At 49.8% G+C, this 20,415-nt stretch carries 18 protein-coding genes and 1 pseudogene; 14 read left to right on the top strand and 5 right to left on the bottom strand.

Features of this window, described 5'->3' with window-relative positions; all coding sequences use genetic code 11:
• Nucleotide 1 precedes the first annotated feature (1 nt).
• Nucleotides 2–2,359: an ATP-dependent helicase gene (locus NDI34_RS03990; RefSeq protein ID WP_348231990.1), complete on the bottom strand. Its 2,358-nt coding sequence runs from the start codon at nt 2,357–2,359 to the stop codon at nt 2–4.
• Between the two features lie 231 nt (nt 2,360–2,590).
• Here NDI34_RS03990 and NDI34_RS03985 point away from each other — a divergent pair, with 231 nt between their 5' ends.
• Complete coding sequence (locus tag NDI34_RS03985; RefSeq protein WP_348231929.1) at nt 2,591–4,411, top strand: glycosyltransferase family 39 protein; 1,821 nt, start codon at nt 2,591–2,593, stop codon at nt 4,409–4,411.
• 177 nt (nt 4,412–4,588) lie between these two features.
• Here the strand turns inward: NDI34_RS03985 and NDI34_RS03980 are convergent, their stop codons facing one another.
• A complete protein-coding gene (locus tag NDI34_RS03980; protein WP_348231928.1) occupies nt 4,589–5,689 on the bottom strand; it encodes a RuBisCO accumulation factor 1 in 1,101 nt (366 codons plus the stop codon).
• Between the two features lie 244 nt (nt 5,690–5,933).
• Here NDI34_RS03980 and NDI34_RS03975 point away from each other — a divergent pair, with 244 nt between their 5' ends.
• The 4 genes from NDI34_RS03975 to NDI34_RS03960 all read left to right on the top strand — a co-directional run bounded on the left by NDI34_RS03975 (nt 5,934) and on the right by NDI34_RS03960 (nt 10,442).
• A complete protein-coding gene (locus tag NDI34_RS03975; protein WP_348231927.1) occupies nt 5,934–6,878 on the top strand; it encodes a response regulator in 945 nt (314 codons plus the stop codon).
• 66 nt (nt 6,879–6,944) lie between these two features.
• Complete coding sequence (gene ubiE, locus NDI34_RS03970; protein WP_348231926.1) at nt 6,945–7,646, top strand: bifunctional demethylmenaquinone methyltransferase/2-methoxy-6-polyprenyl-1,4-benzoquinol methylase UbiE; 702 nt, start codon at nt 6,945–6,947, stop codon at nt 7,644–7,646.
• Nucleotides 7,647–7,786: 140 nt separating this feature from the next.
• Entirely contained in the window at nt 7,787–9,016 is a 1,230-nt protein-coding gene (locus NDI34_RS03965; protein ID WP_190413809.1) for a DUF445 family protein, read from the top strand.
• Nucleotides 9,017–9,062: 46 nt separating this feature from the next.
• Nucleotides 9,063–10,442: a serine/threonine-protein kinase gene (locus NDI34_RS03960; protein ID WP_348231925.1), complete on the top strand. Its 1,380-nt coding sequence runs from the start codon at nt 9,063–9,065 to the stop codon at nt 10,440–10,442.
• Nucleotides 10,443–10,511: 69 nt separating this feature from the next.
• On the opposite strand, the gene NDI34_RS03955 is transcribed toward NDI34_RS03960, so the two are convergent.
• Nucleotides 10,512–10,967 (bottom strand): hypothetical protein, encoded by a 456-nt coding sequence (locus NDI34_RS03955; protein ID WP_348231924.1) that lies wholly within the window; start codon nt 10,965–10,967, stop codon nt 10,512–10,514.
• A 118-nt stretch (nt 10,968–11,085) separates the two neighbouring features.
• On the opposite strand from NDI34_RS03955, the gene NDI34_RS03950 reads away from it, so the two are divergent.
• Both NDI34_RS03950 and NDI34_RS03945 read left to right on the top strand, forming a co-directional pair.
• Nucleotides 11,086–11,307 carry a helix-turn-helix transcriptional regulator gene (locus tag NDI34_RS03950; RefSeq protein WP_190413812.1) on the top strand — a complete coding sequence of 74 codons (222 nt, stop codon included), beginning with the start codon at nt 11,086–11,088 and terminating at the stop codon, nt 11,305–11,307.
• A 90-nt stretch (nt 11,308–11,397) separates the two neighbouring features.
• Nucleotides 11,398–12,627, top strand: a complete 1,230-nt coding sequence (locus NDI34_RS03945; protein WP_348231923.1) for a serine/threonine-protein kinase — start codon at nt 11,398–11,400, stop codon at nt 12,625–12,627.
• Between the two features lie 83 nt (nt 12,628–12,710).
• Here the strand turns inward: NDI34_RS03945 and NDI34_RS03940 are convergent, their stop codons facing one another.
• Nucleotides 12,711–12,920 (bottom strand): hypothetical protein, encoded by a 210-nt coding sequence (locus NDI34_RS03940; RefSeq protein ID WP_190666224.1) that lies wholly within the window; start codon nt 12,918–12,920, stop codon nt 12,711–12,713.
• A gap of 8 nt (nt 12,921–12,928) precedes the next feature.
• Here NDI34_RS03940 and NDI34_RS03935 point away from each other — a divergent pair, with 8 nt between their 5' ends.
• Nucleotides 12,929–13,828 carry a class I SAM-dependent methyltransferase gene (locus tag NDI34_RS03935; protein ID WP_348231922.1) on the top strand — a complete coding sequence of 300 codons (900 nt, stop codon included), beginning with the start codon at nt 12,929–12,931 and terminating at the stop codon, nt 13,826–13,828.
• A 364-nt stretch (nt 13,829–14,192) separates the two neighbouring features.
• Here the strand turns inward: NDI34_RS03935 and NDI34_RS03930 are convergent, their stop codons facing one another.
• Nucleotides 14,193–15,176 (bottom strand): AraC family transcriptional regulator, encoded by a 984-nt coding sequence (locus NDI34_RS03930; RefSeq protein ID WP_190678249.1) that lies wholly within the window; start codon nt 15,174–15,176, stop codon nt 14,193–14,195.
• A gap of 359 nt (nt 15,177–15,535) precedes the next feature.
• On the opposite strand from NDI34_RS03930, the gene NDI34_RS03925 reads away from it, so the two are divergent.
• From NDI34_RS03925 to NDI34_RS03900, 6 genes and pseudogenes are all read left to right on the top strand, one after another.
• Nucleotides 15,536–16,039, top strand: a complete 504-nt coding sequence (locus NDI34_RS03925; protein ID WP_348231921.1) for a cupin domain-containing protein — start codon at nt 15,536–15,538, stop codon at nt 16,037–16,039.
• On the top strand, nt 16,039–16,566 hold the full coding sequence (locus NDI34_RS03920) for a cyclophilin-like fold protein (RefSeq protein WP_348231920.1): 528 nt from the start codon (nt 16,039–16,041) through the stop codon (nt 16,564–16,566). The genes NDI34_RS03925 and NDI34_RS03920 overlap by 1 nt, the downstream gene beginning before the upstream one ends.
• Before the next feature lie 83 nt (nt 16,567–16,649).
• Complete coding sequence (locus tag NDI34_RS03915; protein WP_348231919.1) at nt 16,650–17,741, top strand: alpha/beta hydrolase; 1,092 nt, start codon at nt 16,650–16,652, stop codon at nt 17,739–17,741.
• 23 nt (nt 17,742–17,764) lie between these two features.
• Nucleotides 17,765–18,559: an SDR family oxidoreductase gene (locus NDI34_RS03910; protein WP_348231918.1), complete on the top strand. Its 795-nt coding sequence runs from the start codon at nt 17,765–17,767 to the stop codon at nt 18,557–18,559.
• Nucleotides 18,560–18,783: 224 nt separating this feature from the next.
• On the top strand, nt 18,784–19,845 hold the full coding sequence (locus NDI34_RS03905; RefSeq protein WP_348231917.1) for an NAD(P)-dependent alcohol dehydrogenase: 1,062 nt from the start codon (nt 18,784–18,786) through the stop codon (nt 19,843–19,845).
• Nucleotides 19,846–20,006: 161 nt separating this feature from the next.
• Nucleotides 20,007–20,302 (top strand): annotated as a pseudogene (locus tag NDI34_RS03900) (alpha/beta hydrolase); the annotation flags it as partial.
• Nucleotides 20,303–20,415 lie beyond the last annotated feature (113 nt).

Raw genomic sequence — 20,415 nt, 5'->3', positions numbered from 1 at the left:
ACTAACTCGGCATCCTAGACAGAGCAACCACCGATTTAGGAAAGCGACTCTTTAACGCGGGTATCACCGGACACGGTTTTTTCTCCTGTAAATTGTCTTGATTATTCCAGTTGAAGGTGTTCCAGCGGAAAGGTCCCTTTTGAGCAGCTGCCATCCAGAGTAGGCGCTTCGCTCGTGTCATCGCCACGTAGAGGAGGCGGAATTCCTCTGCGTTTTTGAGCTGTCCCGCTTGTTCCCAGGCTGCGGGTGCTGGGGGTAAGGGATATTGACCGTGGAGACTGGCGCGAATCTGCGCCCTAGCGACCTCTGCTAGGGTAAAATCGCCCAGGAATTGGGCAGCAGTAGGCACCCAAGGACTGCCGGGAATACTATCTTCGTGCAAAAACGGCATAAAGACATAATCCCAGTCCAATCCCTTGGCTTTGTGCATCGTAATGATGGTGAGTTGACCGGCGCGGACATAGCGGGCGTCTGTGTCCTCAGTTTCTACGGGTTCAAAGCGTTCGGAATTCACAATTTCGCTTAAGACTTCCAGAGTAGAACTCATGGAACTGTTGCCGTAGGTTTGTTGGGCGATGCGTTCGGCTAATTTATCCGCTGTGGCGAGTTCGGACGGGTCGTATTTTAAGGTGAGAGCGAGAAAGGTGGGCAATTGGTAGTGGGGCAGTTCCAAGCGGGCGCGAAGCAAACTGCGACAGTACCGCGCCGCCTGATGCACGGGTGGCGTTTGGGGAGGATCGAGCGGGCCGGGATAGAGAAATTGCTCTGGAAAAGTGGCGAGGGCGTTGAGGTCTTGGGTGGGAATCAGCTGACGCTGTACGAGTACCTCTAGTGCGGCTTTTATGTAGTCGGGGGAGTGGGGACGATCGAGAAATTGTAAGAGGGCGAGGATTTCGGTGGGGACGTTAGAGTGGCGATCGCTCTGGGAAACATCGTACACCTGAATTTTGTGCTGGCTTTGCAGATAACTCAGCCTTTCAGCCACAAATCGGGCTTGCCGATTTTCCCGCACCAAAACCGCCGCCCGACCTTTGGGATTTTTCTCAAATAATTCGATCGTCCGTTCTCCGATCAGCTGGACGGTATGGTAAATGTCGCGGGGGGTGTAGATTTCCAATCCTCGACCCGTTGGTTCCGGGTTGGCGTCAGATTGGGGATCGCCCGCGTCAACGGGATGAATGGTTTGGGGACGAAAGGGCAGTTCAGTTGGGTTTTGGGAGGATTTTGACGAAGTTGTTCCTCTACGGTCGGGTTTGCCTCCATAGGTGTGATTCACCCACTCCAGGACGAAGTTCGCGGCGTCAACAATGGTCTGACTACTCCGACCCGCCCGATCCATCGTTGCCAAGCGTTGCTGGCCTTCGCAGGCTTCGCAGAAGCGACGGAAGTATATCGGATCGGCAGGGGTGAAGGTGGAGTTAATTGCCTGGTTGGGGTCTCCCACGCGCACCAAGTTGAGGGCTGGGGAATTGCTGGCGGGTTGAGCGGCGAGAATTTCTAAAAGTCGGCTTTGGAGGGGGCTAGAGTCTTGGGCTTCATCTTCAAAGACGGCAAAGACTTGGTTTTGCCAAAGTTTGCGGGCGCTTTCGTTTTGCAGCACCCGCAGGGCACCGAGAATCATTTCGTCGTAGTCGATCAAGTCGCGCGATCGCAATAAAGCTTGATATTGTTCGTACAACCCAGCAGCGACGCTCAAAATTCCATAATCATCCGGCGTCTGTCTTGCCAGTTCCCACAAATTTTCCGGCAACAATCCAGAGCTTTTTGCTTCGTGAATCACTGTGTTAGCAAGACTGGGCAACACTTCGGTGCGTAAAACTGCCTGACGGCGCAACCGCTCGGTTTCTTCCCCATCAAATTGCAATCCCTCCAACAGCGTGGAGTAGCGCTGAGGATTGTGGGAAATCCATCGCTCTACGCAGTCTCGAATCAAGCGGTGGCTTTGGTTTGGAGAAACCAAAGTTACCGTTTCCAAATTCAAACCCGATAGCTCTGGATGACGGGTAGCAATATTCAGTGCCAAACCGTGTAACGTATGGACAACAAAGCCCGTTTGCGGTAGTCGCAAATCCTCCCGCAGGCACTGCCGAATCTTGGCTTTAATATTTGCCGCAGCCGAGCGAGTAAAGGTGACAACGACTAAATAGCGTCGAGTATGCAATTGGTAACGAGCGATCGCTAATGCCGCCGCCACTGCCATCCCGGTAGACTTACCCGCACCGGGTACGGCAGAAACCGCTAAAGGGCCACCTCGCCAGTCAGCCATGCTTTGCTGCCCCGCTCGCAACCCATTGCGGAGTCGCTGCATTGCCTGTTCGCGCACTGCTGCTAGCGACACCTGAGCCAAATCCGGCACCATTTGGGCTGCTGTACCATCTGGGTGAATAAGATTATCGTCATTCATGGCTAATGGCTTGTGAGAGTTTTGAGTTGTAGAGTCGCGGTTTGTCGCGTCTAAGGTTTAAGTTTTGAGGTTTGAGTTGTAGAGTCGCGGTTTATCGCGTTTGAGGTTTGAGTTCCAAGAGAATTTTTTAGTTCAAAATTTAACACTTAAAACTTTTTACTAATTAGCAGCTAACAACAGAAAAACATGAATCGCCTAAAGTTCTTTCTACATTATTTAGCGCTAGCTGGGGTAATTGTCTTGGGCGCTGCTTTGCGGTTTTGGCATCTTGACCTGAAACCGCTGTGGCTAGATGAGGTGATTACAGGGTTATTTAGTTTGGGACGGACTTACAATGATGTCCCGCTTGACGTAGTTTTTCCCCTATCAACCTTAAAGCAAATTTTTACCCTGAAGCCAGACGTTAGCTGTGCTGAAATTGCTCATACACTTGCAACTCAGTCTACCCATCCTCCCCTATTTTTTTGCCTGATGCACGGCTGGCTAAAATTACTCAGCCATGAGTACGGACAAGGCGCTACCGTCCCCCTACTGCTCAGCACTGACTTGCGATCGCTTCCTGCAATTTTCGGAGTCGGCGCGATCGCGGCAATTTACTGGCTGGGACGCATCGCCTTCTTCCCCGCGGTCGGTTTGATGACCGCCGCAATCATGGCGGTTTCCCCTTTTGGCGTCTACCTCTCCCAAGAAGCACGGCACTACACCCTTCCGGTGCTGTTGATTACCTTGGCACTGGTAGGATTCATTCAAATTCAGCAAGACCTGGAAAAAAATCGGCAGACGGGATGGCGCGTTTGGCTTGGCTGGGGCGTTGTCAACAGTATTGCCTTCTACGTCCACTACTTTTTTGTCTTGGCTTTCGTGGCGCAGCTGGTGACGCTCCTGACGATATTTTACTGGCGGCGGCGATCGCTTAAAATTCACACCTGGGTTGGGCTGAGTCTGACAATTTTGGGGATTGTACTCAGCTTTCTGCCTTGGTTGCCGGTACTACTGGGACATTCTGGACGTTCCGAAACCAGTTGGCTTCCGTCTCCCCATAATGTTGCGCCTTTATACCAAACTTTGGTCGGTTGGCTGCTGATGGCGATCGCCCTACCCGTAGAAAGTCAGCCTTTATGGATTGCGATTCCATCGGGGCTGCTGATGCTTCTGTTTGGCTGTTGGCTGGGAAGGCAAATTTATAATTTTTTTAAGGGAAAGAGGCAATTAACCGTCTCTGGAGGGCGCACGCAGGTCAATCCAAGTCGTTTTAAAACCCTCTATGCCTCAGCAATTTTCGCCTTGGGTAGTTTCACTTTTTGCGTGCTGCTGCAATTCTTAGCCATTGTCTACCTGCTGGACAAAGACATCACCATTGCCCCTCGCTATCACTTTGTCTATTACCCAGCTTTGTGCGCCCTTTTGGGAGCTATCCTCACCATCGGGACTGCGGCAAAAGAATTGCCGACTGAAGATGCCCAAGAAAATTTTGATGGAAATCCACGGACTCAGCACCAAAGCCAAGCTCCATACTTACTCCTGAGTCCTCAGTCCTCAGTTGTACTGCTAGTTTGCCTTCTCAGCAGCGTCTTTGTCGTTTTTAACCTAGCATTCATAAAGCCCTTTAACCCCCTGCAAGTCTCCCACCATATGAACTTAGAACCGACCGTTCCTCTAATGGTTGTGGTGGGATACAACGATTCCCAGGATGTCGCTTTGGGGTTAAGCTTTGCCCTTGCTGTCGATAAAATCCGGGCACCTCGCGTCGGTGATTTTGAGCCGGAGGGCGAGAAAGCCTACTTTGCTTTCTTAAACGCGAAACCTAGTTATGATGCCCTTTGGCAAAATCTCTCTGCCATCCAAACTCCTTTGAAATCGCCACTGAATTTGTGGGTGGTTGCCCCTGGACTCAAGCGGGTCGATTATCCCCACTCTTTGGCACTTGCCGAGCCAACGAGTTGTACTATTGACTCTACTCAGCACTACCGAATCGGGGTTCCTTATCAGCTATATCGATGTCGTTAGCCAGTTTTGAGTTTTGAGTTTTGAGTTTTGAATTTAGGACTTACGCACCAGGAACGGAAAAATGAACCATCTTCGCTTAAGACACGAAGAAATAAGAGTGTGAGAGAGTTTTTGCATAAGTCCTGGAATGAAAAATTCTCTTGTAACTCAAAACTCAAAACTCATAACTCCCATCAACTATTCTTCAATCTGCCATAAATCCTTAGTCATGTCTTCATCGACAATTTTCTTCGGACGCAACACCAGGAGGATTTGTCCCAAGATGGGGACAGTAGGAGCATCGGGGAACCAGTGAAGTTGCAGCTCTCCTGACTGGTCAACGATAAAATAGCTGCTGTCATTCCATTCTTGTCGAGATCGATCGATGAGAACTAGAATTCCTTCCGGTTTGTTGGTATGTTGGCTGGGCAACTGGCTGCTGTTGCAGAGAATGACGACCGGGTCTTGTGCGTTCAAGACGACTTGCCAACCGGGTAGAGACACCCAAGATCCACTCCAAGAAGTTTGCACTAACCGGAACGGCTCAATCTGTTCTACTGGGGGAACCAATTGCAAGTCTGCGGGTGTCAAGGGCAAGGCACCGGCGACGGGTATCGTCCGAGGTAGTTGTTCGTCCTCGTCCAGTCGGTACAGGGGTAAAGTAGGGGCGCGACGAGGGGTAGCCCCAGCGACTCCTTCGGTTAGCATCTGTTCGATTTGATTTCGGGCACTTTGGCTGTGAGCAAACATTAAGCCGCGTGCAATAAAACGCGATCGCTCTTGCAAATTACTTAATTGTTTTGCCCGTCTCCAATACTGATAAGCAACCGCGTCTCCAGGATGGTCGGTAAATCCCTGCGGTAGAGTCCGCATCCGGGACAATTCTTTCACGTCTTTGGCGACTTCACGGGCAACATCGGCGTCGAGGTTTCTGGATCGAATAAAGTCTGCCGCTGCGACCCGTTCTGGCTCAGTCAGAATCCGCAATTCGTATAAAATATCACTGCCAGTGCGAGAATAGTGCGATCGCACTTCTTCTACTGCCCCACCATTCACTAACGACGTATAGACCTGTGAGCCTACAATTACTTGATTCTGATGTATCGGCTCAAAGCCAGTTGCCTCAAAAATCGCTTGGGTACTGTAACCGGCTTTTTGCAATTTGGCACAGGCGTGTCCCCAGTCAACCCAGGTTCCTTCTTTACGTCGGAGCGAGAACAGCAAATCTTCAACATTCACGTTCGCTGACTCTGGTTGAAGGCTACGATCGGGAGTGTCTGCGGAAGGTGTTTCAGTCATAATGACCTCAAAAAGCTTTTCATCGCTATCAAGCGACCAGGAACGTTTTTAAATGTATCGCGTTCGGGTCACGAATAAATTTACATGGCAAGTTTAGTTTGATGTCCGGTCTGTTTGACGCAAACCAGGAATTCCTAGTTATGTCATTTGTCCCGAAAGCGCTACTAAACGATCGGTCTTAAGATAGATGTTTTGTGTATCTGAATTTGCCTTAACAAGTTGACCAAGAGTTTGTTGTATCGTTATGGACAATGCTATTCCAGAGCTTGATAGTATCAGCCGTCAGTTAATGAGCCTAGAACGCCCCAAGAAGCCCAAAATGTTGGTGGTAGACGATGAGCCAGATAATTTAGACTTGCTCTACCGCACTTTTCGACGAGATTTCAATGTGCTGAGAGCCGAAAGCGGTATTCACGCCCTGGAAGTGCTGGCGACAGAAGGGGAAGTAGCCGTGATTATCTCCGATCAGCGGATGCCAGAAATGAAGGGAACGGAATTTTTGAGCAGAACCGTGCCCAAGTTCCCGGATACGGTACGAATCATCCTCACGGGTTTTACCGATGTGGAAGATTTGGTAGAAGCGATTAATTCTGGACAAGTCTACAAGTACATTACCAAGCCTTGGGACCCCAACGAATTAAAGGCGGTAGTCCAGCGGGCAGCAGATACCTATGAATTGCTAAAGCAACGCACGGAGGAACTGCATCGCGCTCAAGCACAAACGGCACTGCTGGCAACGATTGTGCAAGTGGCTCAGGAGTCTCCCAATGTAGAGGCAACGCTAGAACCCATCGCCAGTGCCTTTGGCAGAAATTTCGCAGCAGATGGCTGTATTTTACAGCAGGTAGAAGGCAATCAGCTGGGAGCGGCAGGAACTTATAGTGCTGTAGGCGACACGGAAAACTGGTTGGAAAAAGACCCTCTGGTACAGGATGCGATCGCCTCTCGAAAACTTCAGGTTTGGGTAAATACTCCGGGAACGACTCCTCCAGCAAGTATCGAACAATACCAAGCTTCCGGTCTCCAGGCGCATCTAGCGATCCCGATCATCTATCGGAGCGACGTGCTAGCGTTGCTATCCCTCCAGTGGAAACGACCCTGTAAACTACGCGAAGATGAGTTGAAATTCATTCACTTATCCGCCCAGCAGATTGCTCTGGTTCTAACCACGACCCGCACTCATCAGTAATCGTTAAGGGCTAATGGTAATTTCCTAATTAGCCATTAGCCCTTACCTGTTAGCAACTGAAACATCATGACCTCTGAGCATATTCAAGCCATCTTTGACCGCATTGCACCCGTTTACGACGAGCTTAACGATCGCTTAAGTCTGGGACAGCACCGCGTATGGAAGCTGATGACGGTGAAGTGGAGTCAGCCGAGTCAGGGAGATATTTGCTTGGATGTCTGCTGTGGCAGTGGTGACATTGCCCAGCTACTGGCGCGACAGGTGGGAGAGAAGGGGCAGGTATTTGGGGTGGATTTTTCACCGGCGCAATTAGCGATCGCCAGAGAGCGGTGCGAAAATAGGGGTACCCAAAACGAGTGCCCTATCACCTGGATAGAAGGAGATGCCCTGAATCTCCCCTTCCCCGACAACCATTTCGACTGCGCCACAATGGGTTACGGACTTCGCAACGTCATCAATATTCCCCGCTGTCTTGAGGAGTTGCACCGCGTCCTTAAGCCGGGTGCCAAAGCCGCTATCCTAGACTTCCATCGTCCCAGCAATCGTTTAATGCGAAGCTTTCAGCAATGGTATCTCGATACCATCGTCGTCCCAACCGCCAAACAAATGGGATTGACTGAAGAATATGCCTACATTAGCCCTAGCTTAGATAAATTTCCCACGGGCAGCGAACAAGTGGATTTAGCCGGAAAAGCGGGATTTACCGCCGCGACCCACTATCAAATTGCGGGTGGGGTCATGGGCGTATTGGTAGTAACCAAAGCCTAAGATGGTAGTAGGGGGTAGCAGATGAGTTTTGAGTAATCAGTGTTGAATTATCAGTTATGAATTGACCCTAACTCAACACTCAACATTCAACATTCATAACTTCCCTTAAAACGTAACCCCTGCCTAATTGGATCGCCGCCTTGAATTGGTCTAACCTCTGGCTTTACGTCAGCCCCCCGATTGTTGGTGCAATTATTGGCTATTTCACCAACGATATCGCCATTAAAATGTTATTCCGCCCCTATCGGACTCTTTACATCGGTGGGCGGCGCGTCCCTTTCACGCCTGGATTGATTCCCCGAAATCAGGAACGGCTAGCCAACCGGGTTTCTGACACCATCATGGGTTCTCTGCTGACGCCAGAAGAATTGCAAAATCTGGCACGACGGCTGCTGCATACAGAACGGGTGCAGGGAGCAATTCTTTGGTTACTCCGGCTAGCGCTAGAGCAGGTCAAACCCGATGCCGAGCAGAAAACCGCTAAAATTATGGCGGGAATTCTGCGGGATTTGCTGGGTGAATCGTTTCCTCGCCTGCTGAAAGTTTTAGCTCGCCGCGAGGATTTTCTGGAAGTCCAACTCAACCAAATTTTTGATAAGGTTTTGCTGGAATTTCAGCTGAGTGACGATCAGGCAAAGAAGCTTTCTGACTGGATATTGCAAGTGGTGCTACCGCCAGATATTGTGCGGCAAGCTTTGATAGATTTTTTGACTGACCGCAATATTCAAGTCATTGATGAAGGCTTTCGGGCAAAGACGAGTGGCACTTACTGGGTAGTGGCGAATTTGTTTGGTCTTCGCAACACTCTGACTCGCCTGCGGACGTTTTGCCTGGATGAAAAAGAGGAAACAAATCAGCGGATAACAGAGTTGATTCTCTCTTTGGGAATTCGAGAACGTTTGCAGGAATGGCTGCAAAATCTCTCTTTACAAAATTTGCCGGTTTCGACGGTGCGCCAGTTGCGGAAAACGATGCGCGACAGCGTCCGCAGTTATATTCAAGAGCGGGGCGCTGATTTGTTGCAGGGATTGAGTGACTCTGTGGACTGGGAAAATATTGCTAAGTTAATCCTGGGTCGGCTGCGAACATCGCCTGCTGTCAACGCTTCCTTAGAAGTGGTTAGCAAAGAATTGGCTTTAATTTTAGAGCGCTATTTGGAGCGGGATCTGGAAAAAATTGTCGCTCAAGTAATTCCGATTTTGTCGATCGATCAGGTGATTATTGACCGAGTCAAGGGAACATCGGCAGCGGAATTAGAAATGGCAATTCAAGGCATCGTAAAAAGTGAATTGCAAGCAATTGTTAATTTAGGAGGCATCTTAGGGTTTGTCGTGGGTTTGTTACAGGGGGTTTTGCTGTTGCTGCGTTAAACTGTGCAAAAATTAACACGGTTCGTCTTGGAGTCTTTCGTAAGCTATGGCTTGGGCAGCTGGGCAGAGGTTATACGGCGATCGCTATATCATCGAAAGACCCCTGGGTCAGGGTGGTGTTGGGATTACCTATCTTGCTAAAGACAGAAAAGGCAATCAAGTTGTCATCAAGACGCTGAAGGACGATGTCCTCAACAACCCAGAACTCGCTTCTTTCCGGGATAAATTTCAGCGGGATTTCCGAGATGAGGCGCTACGCTTAGCCTTATGTCGTCATCCGCATATCGTGCAGATTGACAACGCTTTTCAGGAAGGTTCGCTTCCCTGTATGGCGATGGAATATGTAGAAGGGGAAGATTTATGGAAGTGGGTGAACAGGTGGGGACTGCTGTCGGAAATAGAAGCACTGCGCTACATTCAGCAGATTGGTGAAGCGCTGACCGTCGTTCACGATAAAGGGTTGCTGCATCGGGATGTAAAGCCGCACAACATCATGCTGCGTTCTGGCAAATTAGAGGCAGTTTTGATTGATTTTGGGATTGCACGGGAGTTTATCCGGGATACTACCCAAGCTCATACTCAAGCTTTAACCCACGGTTTTGCACCGATTGAGCAATATGCTGAGGAAGCGAGGCGAGGCGAGTATACGGATGTCTACGCCCTCGCTGCAACTCTGTATTATTTACTCACGGGAAAGCGCCCGACTCCGGCTTTTGCCAGGGCGGCGAAAGTTCCCTTAGAGGCACCGAGACAAATTAATTCTAGTATTAGCGATCGCGTTGAGCTGGCAATTCTCCTGGGAATGGAGTTTGAACCAGAGAATCGTCCTGCTTCCGTGCAAGCTTGGTTGGATTTATTCAACTTCAGCAGTCTCAATCAAGATGCGGCGACGTTACCCATCCGAAACGTTGAATCAGTCATTACTACGTCTGACACCACGCTTCCCACGACAATGTTTGTTTCTTCAGACTCTCACAACAAGCTGAGTCCGGAGGCGGGGGAAAATTACCGTCAATTGCGGGATTTATTGGCAGCAGGGAAGTGGAGAGAAGCCGATATGGAAACGGCGGCGATTATGCTGAAGGTAGCCCGTCGGGACGAAGAATGGCTGGATTACGAACACATTGAATCGTTTCCAGGGCAAGATTTACGCACCATCGACACTCTCTGGGTAAACTACAGCAACGGACGCTTTGGCTTGAGCGTCCAGAAGCGGATTTACAACGAGTGTGGGAAAGATTTTGTCACGTTTGGCGATCGCGTGGGTTGGCGCGTCAACGAAACTTGGTTGTGGTGGAATGACCTCAATTTCACTTCCGATGCTCTCCCCGGACATCTTCCGGGATGGCGAGTCGGGGGTTCGGGGGGTGTTTGGGGTTGTTTTGTAACGGTTGGCGAGTCGCTGCTGGCGCGTCCCGATTTGTAAGCGGATCAACTCAAGAGCGATCGCTTTGTTTTGAAGCAGCTGGTTCGCAAGATTTCTGGAAATTAATTCTTAAACAAGTTGAATTTGAAAATTTTCCATTGCTTGTTTTTTCTGGGCGTAGAGACTCCGCAACCGCTGCAATTGAGCCTCTGACAGCACAGATTTAATGACGCTCAGCAATTCCCCCCATCTGTACATTTCTGCCAAGGAAGGGGCTGTGTTTAGTTTCTGCTCGTAAAATTTCACCCAAAAGCCGGGGGCTTTATATTGATGCTTTCTCCAACGCTTGCGCCATCTGAGGAAATCTTTAGCAGTGGGTGTCTCTGCGCCTAAAATGGGTGGCAGATCCGCATAGCTGACAAACGTACTCACGCCTTTGCCAACAACGTGGATGACATATTGCCAGCAGTCGATCCGATATATCTGTTCGGGGTTGAGGTTAAGCAAAAGCGCGATCGCTTCTTTCGTCACAAACCGAGCCAATTGATGAACAACCCTTGCTTCAGGCTGTGAGCTTGATATCATAAGAATTAACTCCAATATCATGGAGTTTTTGTGGAATTAGCGATCGCTCTTCAGTTTCCGACGCCAAAGGGCGATCGCTTTTTACTGGATAAAATATTTTAGTCGAAATTTAAACTCTATGTCAAGAACAGAGTTAATAAAGTTGCGGATTAGGGAGTTTGCCGCCAAGGAAGGCTGGACACTGAAGGAGGTTTCCGAACGTTCCGGAGTCTCATACAGCACCATCAAAACTTATGCAGTGTCGCCGGGAATGGTGATGGCTGACTTAGCTGCTTTGCGAAAGTTAGCGCGAACGTTTGATGTGTTAATTGAAGATTTGTTGGAAGTGGTGCAAGAATAAGCGATCGCACAACATTCAATAAAGTTTAAGTGAGCGATCGCTTATTCTTGCTGTGCCAAAATTAACCCAAGCGTCTCGGAATTATAGGAAATGGTTTGGGTAGCAGGACAAAAACTACAAGATGGTAAATACACCATTGAGAAAGAATTGGGCGAAGGCGGCTTTGGTATCACCTATCTTGCTAAAGATAATAATGAACGGCAAGTTGTTATCAAAACCCTCAACGATGCAGTGCAACACCGTACCGACTTTGCTAAATTTCAGCAAGATTTCCTAAATGAAGCGTTACGGCTAGCCAGATGCTCTCATCCCCATATTGTAAGGGTTGATGAAGTCATCAATGAGGGGCATTTATGGTGCATTGTGATGGAATATATCGATGGGGAAGATTTAGCGAATCTGGTTAAAAATCAAGGCGCTTTACCAGAAGCTAAAGCGTTGCGCTACATTCAACAAATTGGAGAAGCGTTAACAGTTATTCATAATAATGGCTTGTTGCACCGCGATATTAAGCCTCACAATATCATGTTGCGCTCTGGTAAATCGGAGGCTGTATTAATTGATTTTGGCATAGCGCGGGAATTTACTCCGAATCTCACTCAGACGCATACGCAAATGTTATCTGATGGTTTTGCGCCAATTGAGCAATATGATAAACGAGCAAAACGGGGTGCTTACACCGATGTTTATGCCTTAGCTGCAACACTATATACTCTGTTAACTGGAGAAGTACCAATAATCGCTCCACTTTTGGCGATTGGTACGCTGTTAGAAGAACCAAAGCAGATAAATTCTAGTATTAGCGATCGCGTGAATCAGGCAATTGTCAAAGGAATGGAGGTAAAAGCAGAAAACCGTCCTCAGTCGATACAGGAGTGGTTGGCATTATTAGATCCTGGCTTAGCTATCCCTATCTCTTCAACTGCAAAATCTCCTTCAGTAATACCTATAATATCCCCGCCACCCTACCAATCGCTCTCACAAACTTCTGCTGTGAAATTAATCTCAACGGTAGGAGTTGACTACAGCAGACTGCAAGATTTATTAGCAAGTGGGAAATGGAAAGAAGCTGATCAAGAAACTGCGGCTGTTGTACTTAAAATAACCAATCGAGAAAAAGAAGGTTGGTTAGACATAGAAGCGATTAAAAAGATTCCCGATCCAGACTTTTGTACTATCGAAAAACTATGGTTAAGATACAGCAACGGGCATTTTGGTTATAGCGTACAAAAGAGTATCTGGCAGAGTGTCGGTGGTAAGCTGCACGCTGGCGATAAAACTTGGCAAAGTTTTGGCGATCGCTTGGGATGGTTTGAATAAGGTTGGTGCGAATATGATGAACTTACCTTCAGCTTGGATGCACCAGCAGGACATCTTCCTTGGATGCGATCGCTTAATTTCTCTTAGGGGCGACGTGGATTCTTCATTTTTAATTGTGGAAATGTCTTATCTCGCGTCGAGACTTGCAAGTTGTAGCAAAAAGTAATTTCCAGCGCTTTGATAAGACTTAGCAAAGGCATGCAATGACAAGCGATCGCTCTCTCTAAATCCAAGTGTTCACAAGCGATCGCTTCTGGCAAGATAAGGAGAAGTGTCACATTCACTAAGGTCATCAGTTGCTATGCGTTTGAAGCGAATCCTTGGCTTTTTGGTGTTGTGTGCGGGTGTTAGCAGCCTCTTCATCTGGCAAGAAGGGCGATCGCTACCCGTCTCCCAAGCTCAACCTCCACCCTTGCCGGAGGGGGTGCGATCGCAGACTGATGTGCCTTATGTGCCAACACCTAACGAGGTGGTGACAGCAATGCTAAAGATGGCTGACGTCACTCAAGATGATGTCGTCTACGATTTAGGTTCTGGCGATGGAAGGTTGGTTATCGCAGCCGCGAAGGAATTTGGCGCGAAGGGTGTCGGTTTCGAGATTAACCCCCGACTGATTCAGGAAAGTAACGAAAAAGCTAGATTAGCCAGTGTGAGCGATCGCGTGAAGTTTGTCGAGCAAGATTTGTTCCAAACTGACCTCAGCGAGGCTACCGTGGTGACGCTTTACCTGTTGCCTAAAGTTAACCTCCAACTGCGACCGAAACTGCTGCGCGAACTCAAACCCGGAACGCCCGTTGTATCTCACCAGTTCGACATGAAGGAATGGAAACCCGATCGGACTGAAGTGTTGCGGGTCGGTTCTCGCATTCATAGAGTTTTCTATTGGGTGATTCCCGCACAGGTAACAGGAACCTGGCAATGGAATATGCAATCCGTTGGCAGCAAAAACCCCTACACGCTGCAATTACGTCAACAGTTCCAAGAAGTTACGGGAACGGTGAGAATGAGCAATGACGAAATACCAATTACTGAGGCGAAATTAACCGGCGACCAACTTAGCTTTAAAGTTACACAGCCGAAGCAAGGGAAGCTAGTAACCATGCAGTTTAATGGGCGCATTTCTGACAACACCATTATTGGAAGCGTGGATATATTAGGCGGTGCCAAAGTAGATAGACGCAACTGGTCAGCCCGACGCTAATACTAAATTGGTCAAATTCCTTTGATGCAAGAGTTTTAAATTTTACTCTAACGCGAGCAACGAAAGAGCGATGATTGCCCGAATTAGAGGAGTTAGATAGATTGTATGAGTCTAATGAAATGATAGTTAGCCTGCTTCGTTTCTCGGTGGGCGCGTACCGTAACATTGTCTGTAGAGTGTCATCCTTAGACCTCCTGCATGAATAGGAAAGCAATGTGCCAGTTAGCGATCAAGGTAAAGGAGAATCGGGAAAACTTTAGGAAGAAGGACGGCAAGAGGGAGTTAAAATGCCCTATAACGAATTAGAACATCTATCCGGTAGAAACTTTTAGCGACTTCTGGCAAGATTAGGAGTCTTGAAGAGTCATATTGAACCAGCAGTCTCCCTGGCAGCTTCTCGCAGCCGCTCCACATCACGCATCGGTGGTGCACCAAAGAGCCGCTTGTATTCCCGGTTGAAGTGCGAGGCGTCATCATAACCCACATGGTAGGCAGCACTGTTAGCGTCAAGGTTTTGCCCCAGCATCAGACGGCGAGCCTCTTGAAGCCGTAGTTGCTTCTGAAACTGTAAAGGACTCATAGCAGTGACTGACTTGAAGTGATGGTGGAAGCCTGAGACACTCATGCCAAGCTCTCGTGCGATGCTTTCAATCCGAAGCGGCTGGTTAAAGTCTTTGCGAAGTCGATCGACGGCTCTGGCGATGTGGTGGGTGTAGCCACCTAGAACGGCAATCTGACGCAGCCGATTTCCGTGCGTTCCCATTAGGAGTCGGTAGATAATTTCCCGTTTAATCAGGGGTGCAAGCATATGGGCTTCCGCAGGAGAATCGAGAAGCCTGACAAGCCGCACCACAGCATCCAACAGGTCTGCATCCAACGGACTCACGTCGATCGCTTTTACACTAGCACCCCGTTGCGCTGAGGGATAGCCTGCCTCAACCATAGCTGAGCCAACGAGGGTAGGGTCGAGATCGAGACGAAGGCCTAGGTACGGTTTTTCCTGAGTTGCTTCTAGAATTTGGCTGGCAATCGGCAGTTCGACTGTCCCCAGCAGATAGTGCATCGGATCGTACTGATAGCGATCGCTGCCTAGAAGGACTTCTTTACTGCCCTGAGCGATCGCACAAAAGGCAGGAATAGAGACACTATGAAAGCATTCCGAAGGAGACGAGGTGCGATAGAAGTGCAATCCTTTCAGCAGCTCGATCGCTCCATCTTGACGAATCGCTTGGGCAATTCGCTCCCTTAGTTCCTCTCGGTTGGCTTGCGCTCGGTCTGCTTCACGCTTTGCCTGAGGGTTATTCATCAACGCTCTATCGGACTTTTCACTCGTTCTTGCAGCGTTCATTTCTGATGTCCGTTCAAATCGATTTATAGACACATCAAGGTCTAGAAAGGGGTTGGCAGCTAAGCCTGTAAAGAATCTAGCGTGGCTTGAATCGAAATGGCTGTAGGTTTGCAGGATTGTACAACGATCCTAGACGATCGTCCTATTGCTTGCCTTTCAGGATTCCTAGAATGAGGTTAAAGCAATGAAATGTGATTCCGGCTGCTTGTAAGCGTCTGGATTTTTATTCAAAAGAAAACTCAGGTTTGATTGGTCAATCGCTTCTGGCGATTGCACGAGAAGCATCCTTAAATCCACGGTAGGCATTGGTCGCTGTGGGAAAGCTTTGCACGGCTAAGCACAAACATGGAGGAACAGAAATGAAACGGCTCACGATGCCTGTTATGGCATTTTCCTTATTGGCTTTGGGGTTTGCACAGGCAGGTCATACACAAGTTTCATCTGGCGATCGCCCTCAAACCGTGGAAATCACGCGGAACGGTTCGCAGCCTTCCACTGAAGGAGCTGCCGACTATTTCACGGGTTCTGTACGCATCAATCCTCTTTTTCCGGTGCACGAACCGTCACGCGCATCTGGCGCAAGTGTCACCTTTGAGCGAGGTGCCCGAACCGCATGGCACACCCATCCCTTGGGGCAGACGCTCATTGTGACGGATGGAGTTGGCTGGGTTCAGCAGTGGGGCGGTCAAATTCAGGAAATTAGACCTGGTGATGTCGTCTGGATTCCACCCGGTGTGAAACACTGGCACGGAGCTACAGCCACTACAGCCATGACTCATACTGCCATTCACGAGGCGCTCAACGGCAGCCCTGTGGACTGGATGGAACAGGTCAGCAACGAGCAATATGGAGGACGATTTTGATGCTTTCGAGGTGGCTTCCCACTAGAGGAAAAAACGGTCAGAAGCGAATGCTGGTTTTGGTTCTCGCTTTAGCAATGTCCCTGTGTTCCTCAGCCTGCCGTGCCGACAACAGTATCACCAGCAATACTCAATCAGAGATACCAACTGAACTACCAACCAAGCAGGCAAACAGGATGAAGATTAACATCAAGGTCGGAAACGAAGTCGTGACAGCCACGTTGATTGATAGCAAAACCACTCAGGATTTTATTTCCCTGCTGCCATTAACGCTGACGCTGGAAGACCACGCGAACACCGAAAAAGTTAGTGATTTGCCAAGACGATTATCAACAGAGGATGCACCTCCGGGCAGCGATCCTGCGGTTGGAGATATTGCTTATTACGCTCCCTGGGGGAATTTGGCGATGTATTACAACGATTTTGGATACTCAAACGGACTCATTATTCTCGGAAAAATTGACGGTGACATCGAGGCATTGAATGTGCCTGGTTCTGTAAAAGTGACGATCGAGTTGCGATCGCAGTAAAGAGGGTACGAAATGAAACTGCTTGCGACGACTATTGAGCCAAAGTGAACCCGCTAAATAAACCCACACATACGAACAAATCAATGAAACACCGCGTTCTAATACCAACCCTCTTGATGAGTGCAATCTGTGCAACGGCGGCATTTGCGCTCGACAAAACACACGTCTGGCGTAATAGCCCCCAAGCACTCGCGCAGCAGTCCCCTGTGGTCGAGGGGGCGGACAACTTCTACAAAAGCGACAAGGTGACGGTGCAGAAGGTTACATTCAAAAACCAATACAACATGCAGGTTGCTGGGACTCTCTTCATCCCCAAAGCCTTGAATCAGAACGCCAGGAATCCGGCAATCATTGTCGGGCACCCAATGGGCGCAGTCAAAGAACAGAGCGCAAATCTGTATGCCCAAAAGCTGGCTGAGCAGGGATTCGTCACCTTGTCCCTCGATTTGTCTTTCTGGGGCGAGAGTGAGGGGCAGCCTCGCAACGTTGTTTCACCGGATATTTATGCCGAGGATTTCAGTGCTGCGGTCGATTTTCTGGGCACTCGACCATTCGTTGAGAGGGATCGGATTGGCGTTCTCGGGATTTGCGGCAGCGGGAGCTTCGTCATCAGCGCCGCCAAGCTCGACCCGCGCATGAAGGCCATTGCGACGGTCAGTATGTATGACATGGGTGCTGCCGCTCGCAACGGGCTTAAGCATTCTACGACCCTGGAACAAAGGAAGAAATGGATCGCAGAGGCGGCTGAGCAACGCTATGCGGAGTTCACAGGTGGCGAGACCAAATACACAAGCGGGACTGTGCATGAACTAAATGAGAACTCCAGCGCCATTGAGCGTGAGTTCTATGACTTCTACCGCACTCCCAGAGGCGAATACACCCCCAAAAGTTCGTCGCCGAAACTGACAACGCATCCGACACTTACCAGCAACGTCAAATTCATGAACTTTTACCCGTTCGATGACATTGAGACGATTTCGCCTCGTCCCATGCTGTTCATCACGGGTGACAATGCCCATTCTAAGGAGTTCAGCGAAGATGCCTACAAACGCGCAGCCGAGCCAAAGGATCTCTACATCGTTCCGAACGCGGGACACGTCGATTTGTACGACCGGGTGAACCTTATCCCGTGGGACAAGCTTGCGTCCTTTTTCAATCAGCACCTCAGTCGGTAAGCGAGAAACTGGCAGGAGAATATATGCTACTCAACTCGAATGGAAACTTCACAGATAAGGTGGCTTTTGTCACCGGAGCAGCGAACGGCATCGGTCGAGCGACAGCGCTGGCATTTGCCCGTGAGGGCGCTAACGTGGTGGTCGCTGACATTTCAGAACAAGGCAATCAAGAAACAGTCCGCATAATTGAGGAACTCGACGGGCGGGCGGGAGCTTCGCTGCTGCCGAAGGCGATCGCCGTCAGGTGCGACGTGACGCGAGCCGAGGACGTGAAGGCAGCCCTGGATAAGGCCATTGAGATTTTCGGGCGGCTGGACTTTGCCTTTAATAACGCTGGTGTGGAACAGAAGATAGCGGCGACTGCGGAACTGGATGAGGCAGATTGGGACCGCATCGTCAACATCAACCTGCGCGGCGTGTTCCTGTGCCTGAAGCACGAAATCCTGTTGATGCTTAAGCAAGGAAGCGGCGCGATCGTGAATACCTCTTCAGGTGCTGGAGTCAAAGGCTTCAAAGGTCAAGCGGCTTACGTGGCTGCAAAGCACGGCGTGGTCGGACTGGCCAAGGCGGCGGCACTCGACTACGCCTCACAAAACATTCGCATCAACGCTGTGTGTCCCGGAATCATCGACACCCCGATGATGGATCGCTTCAGCGGCGGCACTCCCGAAGGACGAGAACGAGTGATCTCGCAGGAACCAATTGGCAGGATGGGCCAGCCCGAAGAGATCGCCAACGCTGTCGTCTGGCTGTGTTCGGATGCGTCCTCCTTCGCCGTCGGGCACGCCCTGGTCGTCGATGGCGGTCAAACGGTTTAGTGATGTGCGTCGCCAACCAGATCGAACCCTAAACGCACGACAATAAAGCATTATCGGCATCGTCACATTCACCGCCAACGGCGATGACTCATATCGCTACTCAGGAGGTACTCGACGGCAAGCCCTTAGACTGGATGGAAAAGGTCAGCGACGAACAATACCAGGACAAATTCAAGACCGAGTAGAAGTAAACCAGCTTATCTTCCAGATTGGAGCATCAATTTATGTACAACGCCAAAGCTTACTCCGCAGTCAGTGCAACATCACAGCTGGCCTCCGACACAATCGCACGGCGCGATCCAACCGAGCACGACGTTCAGATTGAAATTCTCTTCTGTGGCATCTGCCACTCCGACCTCCATTCAGTGCGGGACGAGTGGAGCGATTTCATGTCCACAACCTACCCGATCGTTCCCGGTCATGAGATTGTTGGACGGGTCACTCAAGTCGGTTCAGCAGTGACCAAGTTCAAGTCGGGCGATCTAGTGGGAGTTGGCTGCATGGTCGATTCGGATGGTCACTGTCCCAATTGCAAGGCTGGCTTTGAGCAGTTTTGCCAAAATGCGATCTTCACCTACAACTCTCCAGACAAGCACAAGACCGCTCCAGTTACCTATGGTGGCTATTCCAATAGCATTGTTGTCGATCAACGCTTCGTGCTGCGCGTTCCCCCAAACCTCGATCTAGCTGGAGTTGCACCGCTCCTGTGTGCAGGCATTACCACGTATTCGCCACTCCGTCATTGGGGAGTTACAGAGGGTAAGAAAGTAGGTGTGGTCGGTCTGGGCGGATTGGGGCACATGGGCGTGAAGCTTGCTCATGCAATGGGAGCGCGCGTTGTTGTCTTTACCACGTCCCCCGACAAGAAAGAAGACGCGCTCCGCCTGGGTGCCGATGAAGTTGTTGTTTCCCGCAATGCTGACGAGATGCAAAAGCACGCTGGTAGCTTCGATTTTATCCTCGATACCGTCGCCGCCAAGCACGACATTAATGCTTATCTCAACCTGCTGGGCCTCGATGGTAATATCACCCTGGTTGGTGCGCCTGAAAAGCCTCTAGATGTCGCGGCATTTAGTCTGATTATGAGTCGCCGCAGTCTTTCTGGCTCTATGATCGGCGGCATCGCCGAAACCCAAGAGATGCTCGACTTTTGCGGTGAACACAATATCACCGCCGATGTTGAAGTCATCCCCATCCAGAAGGTCAACGAAGCCTACGAGCGACTGCTCAAGTCCGATGTGAAATATCGCTTTGTAATTGATATGGCTTCTCTGAAATCTGAATAACCGAGGTGAAACTTCGCAGGAGTACCAATGCAAACGTGCTTACGAGCGCTTGGTGAACAAGGACGCGCGCTATCGCTTCGTCATCGACATAGCCCCGCTGAAGGCAGGCGCGTCGAACCGAAGCTAACCCGCTAGATAAACCCACACATACGAACAAATCAATGAAACACCGCGTTCTAATCCAACCCTCTTGATGAGTGCAATCGGCGCAACGGCGGCATTTGCACTCGACAAAACACACGTCTGGCGTAATAGCCCCCAAGCACCCGTGTAGCAGTCCGCGGTAGTCGAGGGAGCAGACAACTTCTATAGGAGCGACAAGGTGACGGTGCAGAAGGTTACGTTCAGAAACCAATACAATATGCAGGTTGCTGGGAATCTCTTCATTCCCAAAGCCTTAGATCAGAACACCAAGAATCCCGCAATCATAGTCGGGCACCCAATGGGCGCAGTCAAAAGACCTCTTGCAAAAGTCGTCGCTGGGGTAATATGAGGTCTGAAATTATGCGCTCGCTCACCTGTCTTCTACGCTCACCCCTGGTAATTCATAAGTAAAGCTAATGAAATACG

It is taken from the genome of Trichocoleus sp. DQ-U1, from assembly GCF_039961925.1.
Lineage (GTDB): Bacteria > Cyanobacteriota > Cyanobacteriia > Cyanobacteriales > FACHB-T130 > FACHB-T130.
Note: the sequence above shows the minus strand (reverse complement) of the source record. Positions and strands in the feature narration are given on the sequence as shown.

Excerpts from the sequence above, each read along its gene's own strand:
- NDI34_RS03925 (WP_348231921.1), top strand. The coding sequence starts at position 15,536 with ATGAAACGGCTCACGATGCCTGTTATGGCATTTTCCTTATTGGCTTTG.
- NDI34_RS03955 (WP_348231924.1), bottom strand. The coding sequence starts at position 10,967 with ATGATATCAAGCTCACAGCCTGAAGCAAGGGTTGTTCATCAATTGGCT.
- NDI34_RS03985 (WP_348231929.1), top strand. The coding sequence starts at position 2,591 with ATGAATCGCCTAAAGTTCTTTCTACATTATTTAGCGCTAGCTGGGGTA.
- NDI34_RS03945 (WP_348231923.1), top strand. The coding sequence starts at position 11,398 with ATGGTTTGGGTAGCAGGACAAAAACTACAAGATGGTAAATACACCATT.
- NDI34_RS03920 (WP_348231920.1), top strand. The coding sequence starts at position 16,039 with ATGCTTTCGAGGTGGCTTCCCACTAGAGGAAAAAACGGTCAGAAGCGA.
- NDI34_RS03935 (WP_348231922.1), top strand. The coding sequence starts at position 12,929 with ATGCGTTTGAAGCGAATCCTTGGCTTTTTGGTGTTGTGTGCGGGTGTT.
- ubiE (WP_348231926.1), top strand. The coding sequence starts at position 6,945 with ATGACCTCTGAGCATATTCAAGCCATCTTTGACCGCATTGCACCCGTT.
- NDI34_RS03960 (WP_348231925.1), top strand. The coding sequence starts at position 9,063 with ATGGCTTGGGCAGCTGGGCAGAGGTTATACGGCGATCGCTATATCATC.
- NDI34_RS03990 (WP_348231990.1), bottom strand. The coding sequence starts at position 2,359 with ATGGTGCCGGATTTGGCTCAGGTGTCGCTAGCAGCAGTGCGCGAACAG.
- NDI34_RS03980 (WP_348231928.1), bottom strand. The coding sequence starts at position 5,689 with ATGACTGAAACACCTTCCGCAGACACTCCCGATCGTAGCCTTCAACCA.
- NDI34_RS03930 (WP_190678249.1), bottom strand. The coding sequence starts at position 15,176 with ATGAACGCTGCAAGAACGAGTGAAAAGTCCGATAGAGCGTTGATGAAT.
- NDI34_RS03950 (WP_190413812.1), top strand. The coding sequence starts at position 11,086 with ATGTCAAGAACAGAGTTAATAAAGTTGCGGATTAGGGAGTTTGCCGCC.
- NDI34_RS03915 (WP_348231919.1), top strand. The coding sequence starts at position 16,650 with ATGAAACACCGCGTTCTAATACCAACCCTCTTGATGAGTGCAATCTGT.
- NDI34_RS03975 (WP_348231927.1), top strand. The coding sequence starts at position 5,934 with ATGGACAATGCTATTCCAGAGCTTGATAGTATCAGCCGTCAGTTAATG.
- NDI34_RS03940 (WP_190666224.1), bottom strand. The coding sequence starts at position 12,920 with ATGACCTTAGTGAATGTGACACTTCTCCTTATCTTGCCAGAAGCGATC.
- NDI34_RS03905 (WP_348231917.1), top strand. The coding sequence starts at position 18,784 with ATGTACAACGCCAAAGCTTACTCCGCAGTCAGTGCAACATCACAGCTG.
- NDI34_RS03910 (WP_348231918.1), top strand. The coding sequence starts at position 17,765 with ATGCTACTCAACTCGAATGGAAACTTCACAGATAAGGTGGCTTTTGTC.